16 protein-coding genes and 1 tRNA gene are annotated in these 18,363 nt (G+C 67.7%); 9 read left to right on the top strand and 8 right to left on the bottom strand.

Features of this window, described 5'->3' with window-relative positions:
- Positions 1 to 50: 50 nt before the first annotated feature.
- The 5 genes from egtA to QX204_RS27160 all read left to right on the top strand — a co-directional run bounded on the left by egtA (position 51) and on the right by QX204_RS27160 (position 5,402).
- On the top strand, positions 51 to 1,334 hold the full coding sequence (egtA, locus tag QX204_RS27180) for an ergothioneine biosynthesis glutamate--cysteine ligase EgtA (protein ID WP_301903377.1): 1,284 nt from the start codon (positions 51 to 53) through the stop codon (positions 1,332 to 1,334).
- 82 nt (positions 1,335 to 1,416) lie between these two features.
- Positions 1,417 to 2,751, top strand: a complete 1,335-nt coding sequence (gene egtB / locus QX204_RS27175) for an ergothioneine biosynthesis protein EgtB (RefSeq protein ID WP_301903375.1) — start codon at positions 1,417 to 1,419, stop codon at positions 2,749 to 2,751.
- Positions 2,751 to 3,620: an ergothioneine biosynthesis protein EgtC gene (gene egtC / locus QX204_RS27170; RefSeq protein ID WP_301903373.1), complete on the top strand. Its 870-nt coding sequence runs from the start codon at positions 2,751 to 2,753 to the stop codon at positions 3,618 to 3,620. Before egtB ends, egtC begins: the two co-directional genes overlap by 1 nt.
- Entirely contained in the window at positions 3,617 to 4,588 is a 972-nt protein-coding gene (gene egtD, locus QX204_RS27165; RefSeq protein ID WP_301903372.1) for an L-histidine N(alpha)-methyltransferase, read from the top strand. The genes egtC and egtD overlap by 4 nt, the downstream gene beginning before the upstream one ends.
- A 109-nt stretch (positions 4,589 to 4,697) precedes the next feature.
- Positions 4,698 to 5,402, top strand: coding sequence for an MmpS family transport accessory protein (locus QX204_RS27160; protein WP_301903371.1), 705 nt, complete (start codon positions 4,698 to 4,700; stop codon positions 5,400 to 5,402).
- Here QX204_RS27160 and QX204_RS27155 read toward each other — a convergent pair.
- The 6 genes from QX204_RS27155 to QX204_RS27130 form a co-directional block, all read right to left on the bottom strand.
- Positions 5,399 to 5,773, bottom strand: a complete 375-nt coding sequence (locus QX204_RS27155; RefSeq protein WP_301903370.1) for a hypothetical protein — start codon at positions 5,771 to 5,773, stop codon at positions 5,399 to 5,401. The two genes, QX204_RS27160 and QX204_RS27155, sit on opposite strands and share 4 nt — an antisense overlap.
- 68 nt (positions 5,774 to 5,841) lie before the next feature.
- A complete protein-coding gene (locus QX204_RS27150) occupies positions 5,842 to 6,507 on the bottom strand; it encodes a DUF2461 domain-containing protein (protein WP_056813838.1) in 666 nt (221 codons plus the stop codon).
- A gap of 80 nt (positions 6,508 to 6,587) precedes the next feature.
- Complete coding sequence (locus tag QX204_RS27145; protein WP_301903368.1) at positions 6,588 to 7,205, bottom strand: hypothetical protein; 618 nt, start codon at positions 7,203 to 7,205, stop codon at positions 6,588 to 6,590.
- A gap of 211 nt (positions 7,206 to 7,416) precedes the next feature.
- Positions 7,417 to 8,397, bottom strand: coding sequence for a ribose-phosphate diphosphokinase (locus QX204_RS27140; protein WP_301903367.1), 981 nt, complete (start codon positions 8,395 to 8,397; stop codon positions 7,417 to 7,419).
- Complete coding sequence (glmU, locus tag QX204_RS27135; protein WP_301903366.1) at positions 8,394 to 9,884, bottom strand: bifunctional UDP-N-acetylglucosamine diphosphorylase/glucosamine-1-phosphate N-acetyltransferase GlmU; 1,491 nt, start codon at positions 9,882 to 9,884, stop codon at positions 8,394 to 8,396. Before glmU ends, QX204_RS27140 begins: the two co-directional genes overlap by 4 nt.
- A 93-nt stretch (positions 9,885 to 9,977) precedes the next feature.
- A tRNA-Gln gene (locus QX204_RS27130) sits at positions 9,978 to 10,048 on the bottom strand.
- A 274-nt stretch (positions 10,049 to 10,322) separates the two neighbouring features.
- Between QX204_RS27130 and QX204_RS27125 the strand changes: the two genes are divergently transcribed.
- A complete protein-coding gene (locus tag QX204_RS27125; protein WP_301903365.1) occupies positions 10,323 to 11,000 on the top strand; it encodes a TetR/AcrR family transcriptional regulator in 678 nt (225 codons plus the stop codon).
- A gap of 160 nt (positions 11,001 to 11,160) precedes the next feature.
- Positions 11,161 to 11,808, top strand: a complete 648-nt coding sequence (locus tag QX204_RS27120; protein ID WP_056813825.1) for a TetR family transcriptional regulator — start codon at positions 11,161 to 11,163, stop codon at positions 11,806 to 11,808.
- A gap of 1 nt (position 11,809) precedes the next feature.
- On the opposite strand, the gene QX204_RS27115 is transcribed toward QX204_RS27120, so the two are convergent.
- Entirely contained in the window at positions 11,810 to 12,433 is a 624-nt protein-coding gene (locus tag QX204_RS27115; RefSeq protein WP_301903364.1) for a TIGR03085 family metal-binding protein, read from the bottom strand.
- Positions 12,434 to 12,493: 60 nt separating this feature from the next.
- Positions 12,494 to 13,753 carry a hypothetical protein gene (locus tag QX204_RS27110; protein WP_301903363.1) on the bottom strand — a complete coding sequence of 420 codons (1,260 nt, stop codon included), beginning with the start codon at positions 13,751 to 13,753 and terminating at the stop codon, positions 12,494 to 12,496.
- A 218-nt stretch (positions 13,754 to 13,971) separates the two neighbouring features.
- Between QX204_RS27110 and mfd the strand changes: the two genes are divergently transcribed.
- Both mfd and QX204_RS27100 read left to right on the top strand, forming a co-directional pair.
- A complete protein-coding gene (gene mfd, locus QX204_RS27105) occupies positions 13,972 to 17,586 on the top strand; it encodes a transcription-repair coupling factor (protein ID WP_301903362.1) in 3,615 nt (1,204 codons plus the stop codon).
- Complete coding sequence (locus QX204_RS27100; RefSeq protein WP_301903361.1) at positions 17,583 to 18,290, top strand: nucleoside triphosphate pyrophosphohydrolase; 708 nt, start codon at positions 17,583 to 17,585, stop codon at positions 18,288 to 18,290. The genes mfd and QX204_RS27100 overlap by 4 nt, the downstream gene beginning before the upstream one ends.
- The last annotated feature ends 73 nt before the right edge of the window (positions 18,291 to 18,363 follow it).

Here is an 18,363-nt window from a genome sequence, read left to right as displayed (position 1 = left end):
AATGAGCGAAACGCAGGTTCCCCGGCAGCACGCAGCACGTGGAGGTTGGCATGGCGGTCACTCTGGAACGCTCATCGTGGCCCGATTACGCCCCCGACCAGGGCGAAATGTCGTCCAGGGTGGCTGCGGAGGCCTATGTCGGCGGCGTGTGTTTCAAGCTCGGACCACCCGCGCTGATCGGCGCCGAACTGGAGTGGCTCACCGCGGGGCCCACCGGTTCACGCCCCTCGCTCGACCAGTTGGCAGCGGCCCTCGGGCCGCACGCACCGACCTCCATCGCCCCGGCCTCGGGGGCGGTTCCCCTGCCGGGAGGGAGCATCGTCACCCTCGAACCCGGTGGTCAGATCGAACTTTCCAGCGCACCGTTCGCCGATCCGGCAGCGCTGACACAGCATCTGCGCGCTGACGCGGCCCGTTTGCGGGACCTGCTCGCCGCCCGAGAGATCAGCATCTACGCCGCCGCCGCCGATGCGGGCCGTCCCGCCGAGCGCCTGCTCCGACTACCCCGCTACGCGGCGATGGAACGTCATTTCGACGGCGTCGGCCCCTTCGGCACGCTGATGATGTGCAATACCGCCGCCACCCAGGTCAGTGTGGACGCGGGCGCCGATCTCGCCGAGGTACGGGCCCGCTGGACCGCCCTCTACGCGCTCGGCCCCACCCTGATCGCCGCCTTCGCCTGCTCACCCCGCCTGCACGGTGTCCCGCCGGGCGACTGGGCCTCCCAGCGCATGCGTACCTGGTTGCGCCTCGATCCCTCCCGTGCCAGACCGCCGGTGGCCGACTGGGCCGACCCGATCACCTCTTACGCGCACTGGGCCCTCGACGTACCACTGCTGTGCGTGCGCTGTGGCGATGAGGACGCCGACTGGTCCCCACCGCCCGGCGCCACCTTCGCCGACTGGCTGTCCGGGGCCCTCGACGACGAAGTCGGCCGCCGCCCCACCCGCGCCGACCTGGACTACCACCTGACCACGCTGTTCCCCCCGGTCCGGGCATCCGGTCATCTCGAGGTTCGCTACCTCGACACCCAACCCGGCGAAGCGTGGACCACTCCGATCCACCTGTTCGATGCCCTGCTGTCGACCCCGGCCGTCGTCGCCGAGGCGACCGCTCTGGCCGCGCCCACCGCGGGGGAGTGGTTGACCTCCGCCCGCTCCGGATTGCTCGACCCGCAATTACGCCGTGCGGCCGTAGATGTGTTCGACCTGGCCGCCGCCCATGCGCGAACACCGGCTGCCGCCGCGGAATTGGCGGCATCGGCCCGCCGATGTAGGTCCGGTCGCAGTCCGCTCGCCGAGGTCGACTCCTCGCGCAACGGCTCGTCGCGGTGACCTCACGGCTGCTCGTCCGCCGCGGGCACGCCGCTGTCCTTCTGTCCGAAGTCGTTGTCGACCAGTCTGTTTCGGAGATCTCGTGAGTCTTTCCGTCCCCGCCGACCACAGTGACCGCGACCGTACGCGCGCCCGGATCGCCGAAGTTCTCTCGCGTGCCCGCCGCCGCACCGCCACGCTCACCGACAGCGTGGACGAGGCCGATCTCATCGCGCAGCATTCGCCGCTGATGTCGCCGCTGGTCTGGGATCTGGCGCATATCGGGAATCAGGAAGAGCTGTGGCTGGTGCGCGACGTCGGTGGGCGCGAGGCGGTGCGCGCCGATATCGATGAGATCTACGACGCGTTCAAGCACGCCAGGGTCAATCGTCCGGCGCTGCCGCTGTTGGATCCCGAACAGGCGCGCGGTTACGTCGGCTCGGTGCGCGAAAAGGTCCTCGATGTCCTCGATTCCAGTGAGCTGGCCGGTACCGCGCTGGTGGACAACGGTTTCGTCTTCGGCATGATCGCCCAGCACGAACAGCAGCACGACGAGACCATGCTGGCCACCCACCAATTGCGGATCGGCGCGCCGGTGCTCTCGGCCCCGCCCGCGCCGGTCGCGAAGGTTCGGGTCGGCGGCGAAATCGTCATTCCCGCAGGCGAATTCCTGATGGGCACATCGGCCGATCCGTGGGCGCTGGACAACGAACGTCCCGCTCATCCGGTGCAGGTCGACGGGTTCGCGATCGATGTCGCACCGGTGACCAACGGGCAGTTCCTCGCCTTCATCGACGACGGCGGCTACGAACGAGCCGAACTGTGGTCGGAGCGCGGCTGGGCGCACCGCAGGGAGGCAGGCTTGGTCGCGCCGCAGTTCTGGGAGCGCGACGGTGACGGATGGACGCGCACAGCGTTCGGCGTCCGCGCTCCGCTGCGGCTCGATCAGCCGGTCGTGCACGTGTGCTGGTTCGAAGCCGAGGCTTTCGCTCGCTGGGCCGGAAAGCGGCTGCCCACCGAGGCCGAGTGGGAGAAGGCGGCGCGCTTCGATCCGGAAACCGGAGCGTCGCGGCGCTATCCGTGGGGTGAGGAGCAACCGGACGCCGCCCTGGCCAACCTCGGTCAGCAACACCTCGAACCCGCCGAGGTCGGCGCCTACCCGGCCGGCGCGTCGGCCACCGGGGTGCACCAGCTCATCGGCGATGTCTGGGAATGGTGCTCTTCGGGTTTCGAGGCATACCCCGGCTTCCGCGCGTTCCCCTATCGCGAGTACTCCGAGGTCTTCTTCGGCGGCGACTACCGCATCCTGCGCGGTGGCTCCTTCGGCACCGACGAGGTCGCCTGCCGCGCCACCTTCCGCAACTGGGACCACCCGATCCGTCGACAGATCTTCGCCGGCTTCCGCCTCGCCAGAGACCTGCGCGAGGACGAACACTGATGTGTAGACATCTCGGTTACGTCGGCCCACCGGTGGGCGTGGGCGAGCTGGTGATGCGCGGCCCGCACTCGCTGTTCGCCCAGTCCTGGGCCCCTGCCGACATGCGCGCGGGCGGCACCATCAACGCCGACGGCTTCGGCGTCGCGTGGTGGCGCCGAGCCGATATCGGCGTCGAAGCCGCCCGCGACGCCGTCACCCGCTACCGCAACCAGGCCCCGATCTGGACCGATCCCGCTGTCGCCGAGGTCCTCGGCCAACTCGAGTCCCGCTCGGTGATCGCCGCTGTCCGCTCGGCCACCGTCGGCATGCCGGTGGAGCGTTCCGCCTGCGCCCCCTTCACCGACGAACACTGGGCCTTCAGTCACAACGGCGTCATCCCCGACTGGCGAACAACCCTCGTGGCCGTACTCGCCGACATCGACGACGTATTCGCCACCGCGGTTGCGGATGAACCCGCCTCCCCCGCAACGCTATTCGGCTCGCCTGCGCTGCTGCTGCAAGCTGAGGCGTTCACCGACTCCGCCGCGCTGTGGGTGCTGCTGCGAGGACTGCTCCGGGCGATCACCCCCGAGGGGCCGATCAGCTCTCCGGCCGAGGCCGTGCAACTGCTGGTCGCACTCGTCCTGCGTCGGCAGCCGACGGCTCGGCTGAACCTGTTGCTCGGCAACGGCGCTGCGCTGTGGGCCACCACCTGCTGGCATTCGCTGTCGGTGCTCGTCGCCGACGACCACACCGTGCTGTCCTCCGAACCCTACGACGCCGACCCACGCTGGCAATCCGTCACCGATCGCCAGTTGGTCGTCGCCACGCCCGGCCACTGCACCATCACCGCTCTCGAACTCCCCGCCACCGAAAGGGTCCGTTCATGACCGCGCCGCTGCTGGACATCCACCTCACCGACGACGATCTCACCGCGGCCTTGCGCACCGACGCCCGCACCGGTCTGACCGCCGATCCGAAGTCCCTGCCGCCCAAGTGGTTCTACGACGCGCGCGGCAGCGAACTCTTCGAGCAGATCACCGGACTGCCCGAGTACTACCCGACCCGCACCGAGCGGGCCCTCCTCGAGCGGGTCGTCGGCGAGATCGCCGCGGCGGCCAATGCCGAGGTACTGGTGGAGCTCGGCTCCGGCTCGGCCGCCAAGACCCGTCTGCTGCTGGACGCCCTCACCGCCGAAGGCTCGCTGAAAACCTATGTTCCACAGGATGTCTCGGCCTCGGCACTGCGCGGTGCGGCCGCCGAGATCGCGACCGAGTATCCGAACCTGTCCGTGCACGGAGTGGTCAGCGACTTCACCGACACCCTGCACAACCTGCCCCGGGGCGGTCGCCGCATGATCGCCTTCCTCGGCGGCACCATCGGCAACCTGGTCCCCGCCGAGCGCGCCGAATTCCTGGCAGGCATCAACGAGGTCCTCGAACCCGGCGAACTGCTCCTGCTCGGCGCGGGCCTGGTCATCGACCCCGCGATCCTGGTCCCCGCTTACGACGACGCCGCGGGCGTCACCGCGGAATTCAATCGCAATGTCCTGCACGTGCTCAACAACCGGCTCGACGCCGACTTCGTCCCCGAGAAATTCGAACACGTCGCCATCTGGGACGCCGAGAACGAATGGATCGAAATGCGCCTGCGGGCCACGGAAGCGATGAAAGCCACCGTCGCCGGACTCGACCTGACCGTCGATTTCGCGGCAGGCGAGGAAATGCGCACCGAGATCTCCGCCAAATTCCGCCCCGAATCCCTCGCCGCCGAACTCGACAAAGCCGGCTTCACTCCGGCCCACACCTGGACCGATCCCGACAATCGCTTCATCCTGGCCCTGGCCGAACGCCGCTGATCAGGGGGTCGGCGGCTCTTCCGGCCCACAGGATCCGCGCAGTAAGATCAACATGTGACCCAGGTCTCACTCGTGTAGTGGGCCCACGTCGCCGAGCAAAGGAGCTCACATGTCGGATCGACCTGGTCAGCAGCCTCCTGGATCGTCGCCGGACCCGCACAATCAGCAGCCTTCCGGTGAACAGCCATCGGCTCCTCCGCCGTCGGGCAACCAGCCGCCCGGGCATGAGCCGTACGGGCAGCAGCCCTACGGACAACAACCGCCGTACGGGCAACAGCCCTATGGGCAGCAGCCCTACGGACAACAGCCTTACGGACAACAGCCCTACGGTCAGCCACAAGGTTGGCAGCAGCAGGGTGGTCCGCCGTACCAGCAGGGCGGCTATCCGCAAGGTGGCTACCCACCACCCCAGAAGCGCAAGGTCTGGCCATGGGTTCTCGGTGGCGTCCTGCTGGTGTTCCTGGTCGGACTCGGCTCGTGCATCGCCATCGTCGCGACCACGGTGAACGAGGTCGACAACGAGATCAATCGCGCCGTGACCGTGACCTATCAGGTCGACGGAACCGGCCAGGCCAGTTCGATCACCTACTCCGGTCGCAATATGGACATCGCGCAGGACACCGACGCGGCTCTGCCCTGGACGAAGGAGGTCAGCATCGACGGGATCTTCAAAACCGTCACGCTCACCGCCTCGGCCGACGCCGACGGTGGCGATGTCACCTGCAGAATCCTCGTCGGCGACGAGGTGCTCGCCGAGCAAACGGCCAGCGGGCCGTATGCCAGCGTGTCGTGCACCGGCGACGCGGGGAGTTAGAGGTCGAGTTCGTCGGCGAGGTATTCGCCGCTGGTGAGGTTCTCGTCGCCCTCGAGGTCTTTGTCGACGCCTTCCTCGCCGTTGACGGCGTCGTCGTCGAAGAGGTCGCCGTCGACCTTGTCGTCGCCGCGCACTCCCATCGCGACTTCCTCGGCGGGGCGTTCGTCCTGTGCCAACGCCTCGCGGCGGGACCCGCTCTCGGTGTACTCCTCGGCCATTTCCTCGGTGATGCCGAGGAAGCCGTCGGCTTCGGCTTCGTGGTTGCGGATCACGTGGTCCGCGGGTGGGTCCTCCACATAGCGCTCGTATTCGACGATGTCGTCGGCTTGATCGTCATCGCCCATGTCCATGTCCAACGGTTCACGGCTCATGGTTTCCAGTATCGGCCTCCGCGAGCCGTGGCGTCACGAGGCACGCTCGGGCCGATCGGTCACCGCTGCTACGGACGCCTGCCGCTCGTGTCCTCCGGGACGCCCTCCAGGACGGCGGCGAACCATTCGACCAGCGGCCGGAGGTCGTTCCACGCGCGGCGGATCTCGGTGGCCGCGGCCGGGGTGGTGAGCCAGTCCGGCGCGCCGAACTCGCGGTGCAGGGTGAGCGATTTGTGGCGCAGCAGGTCGATGCGTGGATGGTCGACGGCATAGCCTCTCGGCTTGGTTTTGAGCTTGTCGCCGCCGACGGTGAAACCGGCTGCCGTCGTCGCGGCCAGGATCTTCTCGAGTTCCGCGCCGCGCACCTCGTCGTCGATCGTGGCCCGCAAGACCGCCAAGGCCGTGGGCGAGGGCCGGAAGCAGCCGCCCGCGACGAACAACCCCGCCGCCCCGATCTGCACGTACCAACCGACGCCGGGCGACACCGCCGCCACCGCGCCCTGGTGTGTCTTGTAGGGCAGCTTGTCGGCGGAGAACCGGACATCACGGTAGGGCCGAAAGATCTTGGCCTGTCCGAATTCCGCCGCGAGCTCGGCGGCGAGCGCGGTCATCGGGGCTCGTACCGCGTCGTCGTAGATGTGCTTGTGCGCGTTCCAGAAAGCCTTCGAATTGTCGGCCTCGAGGTCTTCGTAGAAGTCGAGTCCGGTGAGCGGGAATCCGGTGAAAGCGTCCATCGGTGCGGCGTTTCTCAGTTCTGTTCGGAGGAGCAGGCCTGATCGGTCAGGTTACCGCTACCAGTATCGCGCGCCGCGGCTCAGATACCGCCGATCATCGCCACGAACACGACGACGGCCAGCGCGGCCAGCGCCGCGATCGCACCGTTGACGATGGCGGCCCACTTGCCCATGTCCTCGCCCTTGGCATGCCCGACCAGCCCGAGGGCGATGCCCGTCGGCGCGGTGATCAGCACCGGCAGCCCACACAACGCCAACCCGCCGAACACCGACGCGGCGGCACAGCAAAAACTGAAGATCGACCAGAGCGGTGTGTTGTCCCTGTACCCATAACCCGGCTGCGGCGGATACGGCTGATACGGCGCAACGCCATACGGTCCCCGGACCGGTGCGGGATAACCCGGCGCCGGATTACCGGAAACGGGATAACCAGCGACGGGATAACCAGGAGCGGGAAAAACCGGTGGAGGCGGCGGATACGGCGGCATCTCGACAGCCGGACCCGGATTCGCGAGTCCACCCCATGGCTGTGCGGCGGGCGGCGGTGGGTACGGCGCCGCATCGCGAGGTGCTACCGGATCGGCGATCCCACCCCACGGCTCCCCGGCCGACGAATCAGACACCTCCGGCGCGTCCTGCACCCGCGGCACACCCTGATCCTTACCGAGCTCGACCCGCCGCTCCGGCTCAGTCCCCATGCCGCCCCCTGTCCCGTCCCGAATTACAGGACCACCATGCACCAAGGATCGGTCGGTGCGCCAATGTCCGAGGACAAGCGCACCGACCGATTCAGCAAGAACATGGGTAACTCACCGGGTACGAGCTAACCCTCCACCCCAGGAAAGCTTGCCGCGTCCCCAACTCACCCGCGCCTCGGTCTGGCCAAAAGACGCGGAGAGGCGGAACAGCCTAAGCGTTGCCGTTGAACAGGCCGGTGACCGAGCCGTTCTCGAAGACCTCGCGAATGGTGCGGGCCAGCAGCGGCGCGATCGACAGCACGGTCAGCGTCGGGAACTTCTTGTCCTCGCTGATCGGCAGCGTGTTGGTGATGACGACTTCCCTGGCGCCACAGTTGGCGAGGCGCTCGGCGGCCGGATCGCTGAGCACACCATGGGTGGCCGCGATGATCACGTCGCCCGCGCCCGCTTCCTTGAGCACCTTCACCGCACCGGCGATGGTGCCGCCGGTGTCGATCATGTCGTCGATCAGCACACAGGTGCGGCCTTCGACTTCACCGACGACGCGGTTGGACTTCACCTGGTTGGGCACCAGCGGGTCGCGGGTCTTGTGGATGAACGCCAGCGGGGTGCCACCGAGCGCGTCGGCCCACTTCTCGGCGACCTTCACGCGGCCCGCGTCGGGGGAGACCACCGCGAGGTTGTCCGACGGGTAGTTGGTGCGGATGTAGTCCGAGAGCTGCACCAGTGCGTGCATGTGATCGACGGGGCCGTCGAAGAAGCCCTGGATCTGGTCGGTGTGTAGGTCGACGCTGATGATGCGATCGGCGCCCGCGGTCTTGAGCAGGTCGGCGACCAGGCGGGCCGAGATCGGCTCGCGGCCGCGGTGCTTCTTGTCCTGGCGCGCGTACGGGTAGAACGGCAGCACCGCGGTGATCCGCTTGGCCGAACCGCGCTTGAGCGCGTCGATCATGATGAGCTGTTCCATCAGCCACTGGTTGAGCGGCGCGGGGAAGCTCTGCAGCACGAAGGCGTCGGAACCGCGGACCGACTCCTCGAACCGGACGAAGATCTCGCCGTTGGCGAAGTCACGCGCGGTCTGCGGAGTGATGTCGACGTCGAGTTCCTTGGCGACCTGTTCGGCAAGCTCAGGATGTGACCGGCCTGCGAAGAGCATCAAGTTCTTCTGATTGTCGATCGAGAACGCGGTCACTGCTGGTTGCCATCCTTTTGCTCGATTGTCTTCGAAGACGTCTCGTCTGCCGCGATGGCTTCCGCCGCCGCGCGTGCCGCAGCGGTTCCTGGACGGTAGCGCTGCACCCAGTTTTCGATAGTGCGCTGAGGCCCACCCGACACAGCAAGTGCACCCGGTGGAACGCTTCTGCGCAGTACAGTACCCGCACCCGTATAGGCGCCGTCACCCACGGTGACCGGCGCGATGAACATGGTGTCGCTACCGGTCCGCACATGGGAACCGACCACAGTGTGGTGTTTGTTCACCCCGTCGTAGTTCACAAAAACGCTGGAAGCGCCGATGTTGCTGTACTCGCCGATGGTCGCGTCGCCGACGTAGGTCAGGTGCGGCACCTTCGAGTGCGCGCCGATCGAGGCGTTCTTGGTCTCGACGAACGCGCCGAGCTTGCCTTCCTCGCCGACGACCGTGCCCGGGCGCAGATAACTGAACGGTCCGATGGTGGCGCCCTCGCCGATCTCGGCGCGCTCACCATGGGTGCGGATCACACTCGCGCCCTCGCCGACGGACACATCGGTGAGCGTGGTGTCCGGCCCGATCTCGGCGTCCTCGCCGATGCGGGTCTCGCCGAAGAGCTGGGTACCCGGCCGCAGCACGGCGTCGCGTCCGATCCGCACGCTCGCGTCGACCCAGGTCGTCGCGGGGTCGATGATGGTGACGCCCGCCCGCATGTGGCGCTCGAGAATGTAGCGATTGAGGGTGGCGCCCGCCTGGGACAGCTGCACCCGGTCGTTCACGCCGGTGACCTTGTTCGAGTCGACCAGTCGCGCGCCGTGCACGGGTCGACCGGCCTCGCGGGCCAGTCGAAGCACGTCGGTGAGGTAGAGCTCGTGCTGGGCGTTGGCGGTGGACAGCCGCCCGATCATGGTGCGCAGCACCGACGCGTCGAACGCGTAGACGCCGGAGTTGACCTCTTTGATCTTGGCCTGTTCGGGGGTGGCGTCGGCGTGCTCGACGATCTCGGCGAGCTGGCCGTCGTCGTCGCGCACGATCCGGCCGTACCCGTTGGCGTCCTCGGGCACGAAGGTCAGCACTGTCACGGCGGGCCGCTCGGCATAGCTGCGGTGCTCGTCGAGCAAAGCGGAGAGAGTGTGCCCGTCGAGCAGTGGCACATCGGCCGAGGTGACGAGGAGGTCGCCGTCGAAGTCCGCCGGGATCGAACCCAGTGCGCACTGCACCGCGTGGCCGGTTCCGAGCTGCTGCTCCTGCACCGCGCACACGATCTCGCGGCCGAGCTCCTTACCCACGTCCGCCACGGCAGCGCCGACCTTCTCGCGGTCGTGCCCGACAACGGTGATCAGGTGGGTCGGATCGATCTCGGCGGCGGCGTGCAGCGCGTGCGAGAGCATCGACCGGCCTGCTAACGGGTGCAGCACTTTCGGAGTCTTCGACCGCATTCGCGTCCCAGCACCTGCTGCGAGAACGACGACGGCGGTCTGCGGTGGCATGGATCTCCCTCGGCTGCCTGTCAGCGAGTGTGCTGTGGCGGGTTCGGTCGGTAGATGGTGCGGGCCGACGATACGTCACTGTGTCCGTGTGTGCTCCGCCGCCAGGACTCGAACCTGAACTATCTGAACCAAAATCAGAGGTGCTGCCATTACACTACGGCGGATCGCCACACCAGTGGGCCGTCGAGGCCCACCACTGTGCTACGGCACGCCAGTGATCCTCGCACATGATCCTGCCCTCGGGCGAATCTTGTGTACGCCTGTCGCGCACCGCCTCGCGGCGCGTTGTTAGCCTTCTGGAACGTTCGTACAGATTTCGCGAGTACATGGGTATCTCCCCGGAGACGCCCAAAACTTCGACCGCGCACGTCCGTCGGTCCGGTGCGGTAGTGGAGGAGCACGTGAAGACCGGCAAAGGGCACGGAGAGGCGGGGGAGCATGTCTTCCAGTGAGCCGGGTCGGACCACCAGGCCGAGGATGACGGGGACGCAGCGCAGGCAGCAGTTGATCGAGATCGGTCGCGCGTTGTTCGCGGAGCGGGGGTATGACGCGACATCGATCGAGGAGATCGCGCAGCGCGCGCAGGTGTCCAAGCCGGTGGTCTACGAGCATTTCGGCGGCAAGGAAGGCCTCTACGCGGTGGTCGTCGATCGCGAGATGTCGATGCTGCTGGAAATGATCACCTCCTCGCTCACCCAGAATCGCTCGCGGGTGCGCTTGGAGCAGGTCGCGCTGGCTCTGCTCACCTACATCGAGGAACGGACCGACGGCTTTCGGATTCTGGTCCGCGATCAGCCGGCGGCCAGCTCCGACGGCCGCTACTCGAGCCTGCTCAACGAGGCGGTCAATCAGGTCGCGCATCTGCTCGCCAGCGATTTCGGCCGTCGTGATCTCGATACCAGCCTCGCCCCGCTCTACGCCCAGGCCCTGGTCGGCATGGTGTCGACCACCGCCACCTGGTGGCTCGACGAGCGCACCCCGCCCAAAGAGGTGGTCGCGGCGCACCTGGTCAACCTTTGTTGGAACGGTTTGAGTCATTTGGAAGCCGAACCGGGGCTCAGCTCCGAATGGAATACGGGGACTACACCAACCATCGGTGGGGTAACCGGACGTTAGCGCACGCTGTGTGGACCGAATCCATGATTCGGCTGCCACTTTGGCGCCTGGTGGTACGGTTCACCCATCCTTTTGGGTGCTGCCGGGCGGTATGTCGAGCAAATTTCGGGATGTCGGTCTACTTCAGGATGGCTGGATTATTGGATGACAGGCGGATCTGATGGCTAGGCAAGCACGCGCGGAGATCACCCGCGACTCCGTCCTTGCTGGCGCTGCCGATGTCTTTCTCCGTTTGGGCTACGCCAACGCGAGCCTCAGCGAAATCATCGCGCAGTCCAATGTGACCAAGGGCGCCTTGTACTTTCACTTCGGCTCCAAGGAGGAGCTGGCCAGGGCGGTGGTCGATCAGGGCAACGAGCGCCTGATCGGATCGTGTCAGGGCTTCTTCGATTCCCGGGTGCCTGCGCTGGAAGCCGGTATCGGGATCACCTATGTGGTGGCCGATCTATCGATGAACGATCCGATGGTGGGGGCGATGCTCAAGCTCACCCATCAGATCGGTGACTATCGCGGCGCGCAGGGCGACAACATCGCCAAGACCTGGGGTGAGACCTACCGGCTGCTGTCGGAACGAGCCATCGCCCAGGGCGATCTGATCGCCGACCTCGATCCCGATGTGGTCGGCGTGCTGCTGCAGGAACTGACCGCGGGCGTGCACATCGTCGCGGTCGGCACCGAGACGATGGATCAGATGGCGGCGCGGATGGAGCGGGCCTGGTACTTCCTGCTGCCCTCGCTGGTGCCGCCGGAGAAGCTGTCGTACTTCCGGGAATTCGCCGCGCGCAGGCTGCGCCGCTACGTCGTCTAGTTCAGATGCTGCGGTCGGTGGCGAGCACCGCCCGCACGTCGGCGTCGGCCCCGGTCGGCGTGATCCGGACTTCGTCGCGGCCGAACGCGTGCAGCAGCAATTCCGAGGGCGGGCCGGTGAGCACCACTTCGGCGCCGTCGCCACGATGTGCCGTGATCCTGGCGCCCTGCGGCGTCGCGAGCACGACCGGGACCGGCGACTTGCGGTAGGCCGCACGGGCGATGGGGCGAAGGGTCTTCCAGAGGCGATCTTCGTCGCTCTCCGCCAATTGCCTTGGCTCCCAGCCCGGTTCGGACCTGCGCACGTCTTCGTGGTGGACGAACATCTCGCTGAGGTTGGCCACGGCGTCGACCGGGCGCAGCGGCGACCACCACGGTGGGCCCGTGCGGACCAGTTCGAGCAGTTCGGCGAACGGGCGCTGGGCGATCTGCGCCTGCTTCGCCTCCAGGTACCCGGCCATCGGCCGGAACATGATCCCGATCGAAGCGTCGGGCCTGCGTTCCCGGACCACCAGGTGGGCGGCGAGGTCGTGCACCGTCCAGGTGCCGCACAGGGTCGGCGCGGCAGGGCCGGCCTCGGTCATCGTTTCCACGAGGGCGTGGCGTTCACGTCGAGCCAGACTCACGCCTCGACCATACGCGCGTATCGGCGTTCACCCCTGAGCGATCCCACCCAGCGGTGTGTTTCAGCGGCCGTTCATCCACTGCTGCTTGAGGTTCCAGTGGTTTGCCCACCACGCCTGTTCCGCCGCCGGGTCCGAGCCCGCCGCCGGGGGCGGTGATTCTCCGGGGAACAGCCCTTGCGGACCCGGAGCGCCGACCTTTGTCGGCGTCGGAGAGTTGCTCGGCGCGGCCGCTTCCGGTGAGCTCGGTGGCGCGGGGGAGTCGGTAGGGCCTTTCTCCGGTGCTGGAACCCGAGTGGGCGGTTTCGGACCACGAGGCGCGGTCGAGGTCGTCACAGCCGGCGGCGGCGCGGGTGCAGCGGCCGAGGGGATACCGGGGTCGGGCGCAGGTGCCGGTGGTGGAGCGGGCTGCGTCGGTGGTTGCGGCGAGGTCGGAAGCGGGGCCTCGACGGTTGTCGGTGCGGACGTTGGCGAAGGGCTGGTCGTGTCCAGGGAACCCGCGTTCGTCGTCGGGGTGCTGTCGTGCAGTACCTGTGCAACCGCGAATCCGGAAACTCCGAGGAAAGCCGCGAGCGCCGCCGCGGTCAGCAGGAGCCGCTTGGGGCGCCGGGGCGCGCGCGGAGTTCCGGCGGATTGCTGTCGCACCTGGTCGGCGGCGATCAGCGCGGCTCCGCGCGCCGTTGCCTCGGCGAAGTCGGGCACCAGGACTACGCGCGCGGTGAGTTCGTAGCGCAGAGCGCCCGCGATCTCGGGATCGGCCGCCGACGAACCACAGAGGGCTACCGCGCCGGGATGCGCCGGGATCGACTCCAGCATCGACCGCACGTGTGCGATCGTCTCGGTCATCGCGTCGGCATCGAACGCTTCCACCGGACCGTCGAGCGAGGCGTCGTCGGCGAATCCGGTGGTCCAGGTGTCCGACGCCAGGATCTGCCGACGGTCCGGTCCGACCACCACCGCGGTGGCGATGCGATCGGCGAGGTTCAGCAGCACCACTGTCTCGAACTCGGTGAGTTCGGGCAGGTCACCTACCAGCGCGAACAGTGCCGATCGAGTCGAAACCAGCGACGATGCCCGCCACTGCCCGTCCGCCAGCTGCGACACGATGCGCTGCCGGTCCTCCACCGTGGGATAGGCCACGGCAACGTCGGCGACGACCGGCGACGACTCGGTGAGTGCCTCGAGTACGCCGACGATCGAGCCCCCGTCCGCCACACGCTGCTCGACTGCCTGCAGGACCTCGGGCCGTTTCCCCGGCGCGCTGGACAGGAGCACCCCCCGGACGACAGTGCGTTCCGCTGATATTCCGACCGTGGTCGTCATGAATCACCTACTCGATAGACGTATAGCTTTCGGAGGTTCGTGGTGAGTGCGTTCTCCGACTGGTCGAAATTGCATATGTGATGTCTCTCACAGGTCGCCTACCACCCCCGAGGCAGCGTGCACTCCGGGGTCAGCCGCAGGCCAACCCCCTGGAATCACTCATCTAGACTTCGAGACGGCTGCCTCGCCGATCCCGTCTGCGTATTCAGGAGCGAACAATGTCCTCCCTTCGTCCTCCGCTCGCCGGTCTGGCCGAAGTGGTCGCGGGTGACGCCGCGCTGCGGACCGTCACCGACCTGGTCGGCAAGTCCGGGGTGGAATTGGTCGCACCATCGGCCGTACGGCCGTTCGTCGCCGCGACGATCGCCGACCAGCGCCCGCTGGTGGTGGTGACCGCGACCGGTCGTGAGGCCGACGATCTGACCGTGGAACTCACCGAGATGATCGGCCCCTCGGTAGCCATGTTCCCGTCCTGGGAGACCCTGCCGCACGAACGACTCTCGCCCGGCCCCGACACGGTGGGCCGCAGGCTGGAGGTACTGCGCAGGCTGGCCCATCCCGAAGACCCCGTCTACCCCGATCCGCTGCGGGTCGTGGTCACCACGGTGCGTTCGCTGATGCAGCCGATGACCGCGGGGCTCGGCGATATCGAACCGATCGTCCTGCGGGTCGGCGGCGAATACGCTTTCGACGAATTGCTCGCTCGCCTGGTCGAATTCGCGTACACCCGGGTCGACATGGTCGGCAAGCGCGGTGAGTTCGCGGTGCGCGGCGGGATCCTCGATCTGTTCGCGCCGACCGCGGATCATCCGGTGCGCGTGGAGTTCTGGGGCGACGAGGTGAGCGAGATCCGTCCGTTCTCGGTCGCTGATCAGCGCTCGCTCACCGAGAGCACTGTCGAGTTGGTGGTCGCGCCGCCGTGTCGCGAGTTGCTGCTCACCACGCCGGTGCGCGAACGCGCCGCCGCGGTCGCCGCCGACAACGAGGCCGACGCCTCCCTGGTCGAGATGCTGGACAAGATCGCCGACGGCATCCCCGTCGACGGCATGGAAGCCCTGCTGCCGGTCCTGGCGCCGGGCAAGCTCAGCCTGCTCACCGAGGCGCTGCCCTCGGGCACCCAATTGCTGCTGTGCGACCCGGAGAAGATCCGCACCCGCGCAGCCGATCTCGTGCGCACCGGCGAGGAATTCCTCGAAGCGTCCTGGACCGCGGCCTCGTTCGGTAGCGACGCGCCGCTGGGCGCCAACGGCCTCGACCTGGCCGCCTCCGGCTACCGCAGCCTGCCCGAATTGCACACCAGCGCAGACGAACTCGGCCTGCCCTGGTGGACGCTGAGTCCGCTCAGCTCCGGTGACCCGGTCGAGGTGAACCTGCCGGTATCCGCCGGGCCGACCGCCCGCGGTTCCGAGGAACTGGTCGCCACCATCTTCGCGTCGCTGCGCGCGCACGTCGCCACCGGCGGCCGCGCGGTGGTCGTGGTCACCGGCCACGGCACCGCGCAACGCGTGCTGGAGCGGCTCGGCGAGGCCGAAGTGCCCGCCGCCCTGCTGCCCGCCGGTGCGGCGCCGGAGTCGGGCGTGGTCGGCGTGCTGTGCGGTTCGCTGCACGACGGCCTGATCTTCGACGACGCCGGCTTGGTGGTCGTCGCCGAGTCCGACCTCACCGGCAACCGGGTCACCGCGCCCACCGAGGGCAAGCGGTTGCCCGCCAAGCGCCGCAACCAGGTCGACCCGCTCGCCCTCACCTCGGGCGACATGGTGGTGCACGACCAGCACGGCATCGGCCGGTTCGTCGAGATGATCGAGCGCACCATCGGCGGCGCGCGGCGCGAGTACCTGGTCATCGAGTACGCGCCGAGCAAGCGCGGCCAGCCCGGTGATCGGTTGTTCGTGCCGATGGAATCGCTGGACCAGCTCTCCCGCTACGTCGGTGGCGAACTGCCGAGCCTGTCCAAGCTCGGCGGCTCCGACTGGGCGAACACGAAACGCAAGGCCCGCAAGGCTGTTCGCGAGATCGCCGGTGAGCTGGTGCAGCTCTACGCCGCGCGCCAGGCCGCGCCCGGTCACGCCTTCGGTCCCGATACGCCGTGGCAGCAGGAGATGGAGGACGCGTTCGCGTTCACCGAGACCGTCGACCAGATGACCGCCATCACCGACGTGAAGTCGGACATGGAGAAGGCCGTGCCGATGGACCGCGTGGTCTGCGGCGACGTCGGCTACGGCAAGACCGAGATCGCCGTGCGCGCCGCGTTCAAGGCGGTGCAGGACGGCAAACAGGTCACCGTGCTCGTGCCGACCACCCTGCTCGCGCAGCAGCATCTGCAGACCTTCACCGAACGTGTCGCGGGCTTCCCGGTGACGGTGCGTGGTCTGTCGCGCTTCACCGATGCCGCCGATTCCAAGGAGATCCTGGCCGGGATGGCCGACGGCTCGGTCGACATCGTGGTCGGCACGCACCGGTTGCTGCAGACCGGTGTGCGCTGGAAAGACCTCGGCCTGGTGGTGGTCGACGAGGAGCAGCGCTTCGGTGTGGAGCACAAGGAGCACATCAAGGCGCTGCGCACCCACGTCGACGTGCTCACCATGTCGGCCACCCCGATCCCGCGCACCCTGGAGATGAGCCTGGCGGGCATTCGCGAGATGTCGACCATCCTCACCCCGCCCGAGGAACGGCACCCGGTGCTCACCTACGTGGGCGCCTACAACGACAAGCAGGTCACCGCCGCCATCCGCCGTGAGCTGATGCGTGACGGCCAGGTCTTCTACGTGCACAACCGGGTGTCCTCGATCGACAAGGCCGCCAAGAAGATTCGTGATCTGGTGCCGGAGGCGCGCGTCGTCGTGGCGCACGGTCAGATGAACGAGGACCAGCTCGAGAAGACCGTGCAGGGATTCTGGGAGCGCGAATACGACGTGCTGGTCTGCACCACCATCATCGAGACCGGCCTCGACATCTCCAACGCGAACACGTTGATCGTGGAACGTGCCGACTCCCTGGGTCTTTCGCAGCTGCACCAGTTGCGTGGTCGCGTCGGTCGTTCCCGTGAGCGCGGCTACGCGTACTTCCTCTATCCGCCGGAGAAGCCGCTCACCGAGACCGCCTACGACCGCTTGGCCACCATCGCGCAGAACTCCGATCTCGGTGCCGGTATGGCCGTGGCGATGAAGGACCTCGAGATCCGTGGCGCGGGCAATGTACTGGGCGCCGAACAGTCCGGTCACGTCGCCGGCGTGGGCTTCGATCTGTATGTGCGACTGGTCGGTGAGGCGGTGGAGGCCTACCGCGCGGCCGCCGACGGCAAGCCGATCGTCACCGAGGAGACCAAGGAGGTGCGCATCGATCTGCCTGTCGACGCGCACATCCCGCCCGACTACATCGCCAGCGACCGCCTGCGGCTGGAGGGTTACCGCAAACTCGCCTCCGCCCAGGACGATACGGCTCTGGCGGCGGTGATCGAAGAGCTCGTCGACCGTTACGGCCCACTGCCTGTGGAGGTCGGGCGACTGGTGGCGGTGGCCAAACTGCGCCTGCTCGCGCGCGAGTACGACGTGTCCGAGATCGTGGTCACCGGTTCTTCGCTCAAGATCGCCCCGCTGAATCTGCCCGACTCCAAACAACTTCGGCTCAAGCGGATCTACCCCGCCGCCAATTATCGGCCGGCGAGCGGTCTGATCACCCTGCCGCTGCCGCGGATCACCGACAGCGTCGGCGCCGACCGGGTGCGTGACGTGGCAGTGCTGCAGTTCGTCGCCGATCTGCTGCTGGTCCTCGACGGCAAACCCCAAGGAATGGTGGATCTCTCGGTTCCGACGGAAGCCGCGGCGGCCCGATGAGCCCGGAGATCTCCCAGGAGCAGGCCGACACCGCGGTGGTCGCCGCGGGACTGTCCGATGCCGTCGAGGTGATGGACCGCCTCTGGAATTTCGGTGGCTGGGAACGCACCCAGACCCACGATTCGCTGCGGCCCTACCTCCTCGAGGAGACCTACGAACTCCTCGACGCCATTCAGGCCGGCGATGCCGAGACCATCAAGGAGGAACTCGGCGACCTCCTGCTGCAGGTGCTGTTCCACTCCCGAATCGCCGAACACGCGGGCGAATTCACCGTCGACGATGTCGCGGCGACCCTGGTCGACAAGCTCGTCCACCGCAGCCCCTATCTCACCGACGCCGGGTTCTCCTCGGGGACCTCGGTGGACGACAAGATCGCGGCGCAGGAAAAGGCTTGGGAGGAGCGCAAATCCGCGGAGAAATCCCGTCGCTCCTGCCTCGACGGCATTGCCATGGCCCAACCCGCCCTCGCCCTCGCCGAGAAGATCCGCACCCGCAGTGCCGCCGCCGGCCTGCCCGCCGACCTCGTCCCGGACTCCCTGCGCGTGGTCGAGCTCGGCGGACCCGACTCGGCCGAGGAACGCCTGCGCACAGCGTCCATCGACTTCGCCACCGCGATCCGGGCCGCCGAGGACGCCGCCGAAGTCGAACGAGGCACCCGATCGCCACTCACCAGCCAGGATTGGCACACTTTCTGGCCGCGCTGAGCACCACCCGCTGCCCGTCAGTTACCGATCGGCTACTGGTCGATCGTGGGTTCGGGAAACGGCATCAGCGTCT

The organism is Nocardia sp. PE-7 (assembly GCF_030486425.1).
Classification (GTDB): domain Bacteria; phylum Actinomycetota; class Actinomycetes; order Mycobacteriales; family Mycobacteriaceae; genus Nocardia; species Nocardia salmonicida_A.
Note: the sequence above shows the minus strand (reverse complement) of the source record. Positions and strands in the feature narration are given on the sequence as shown.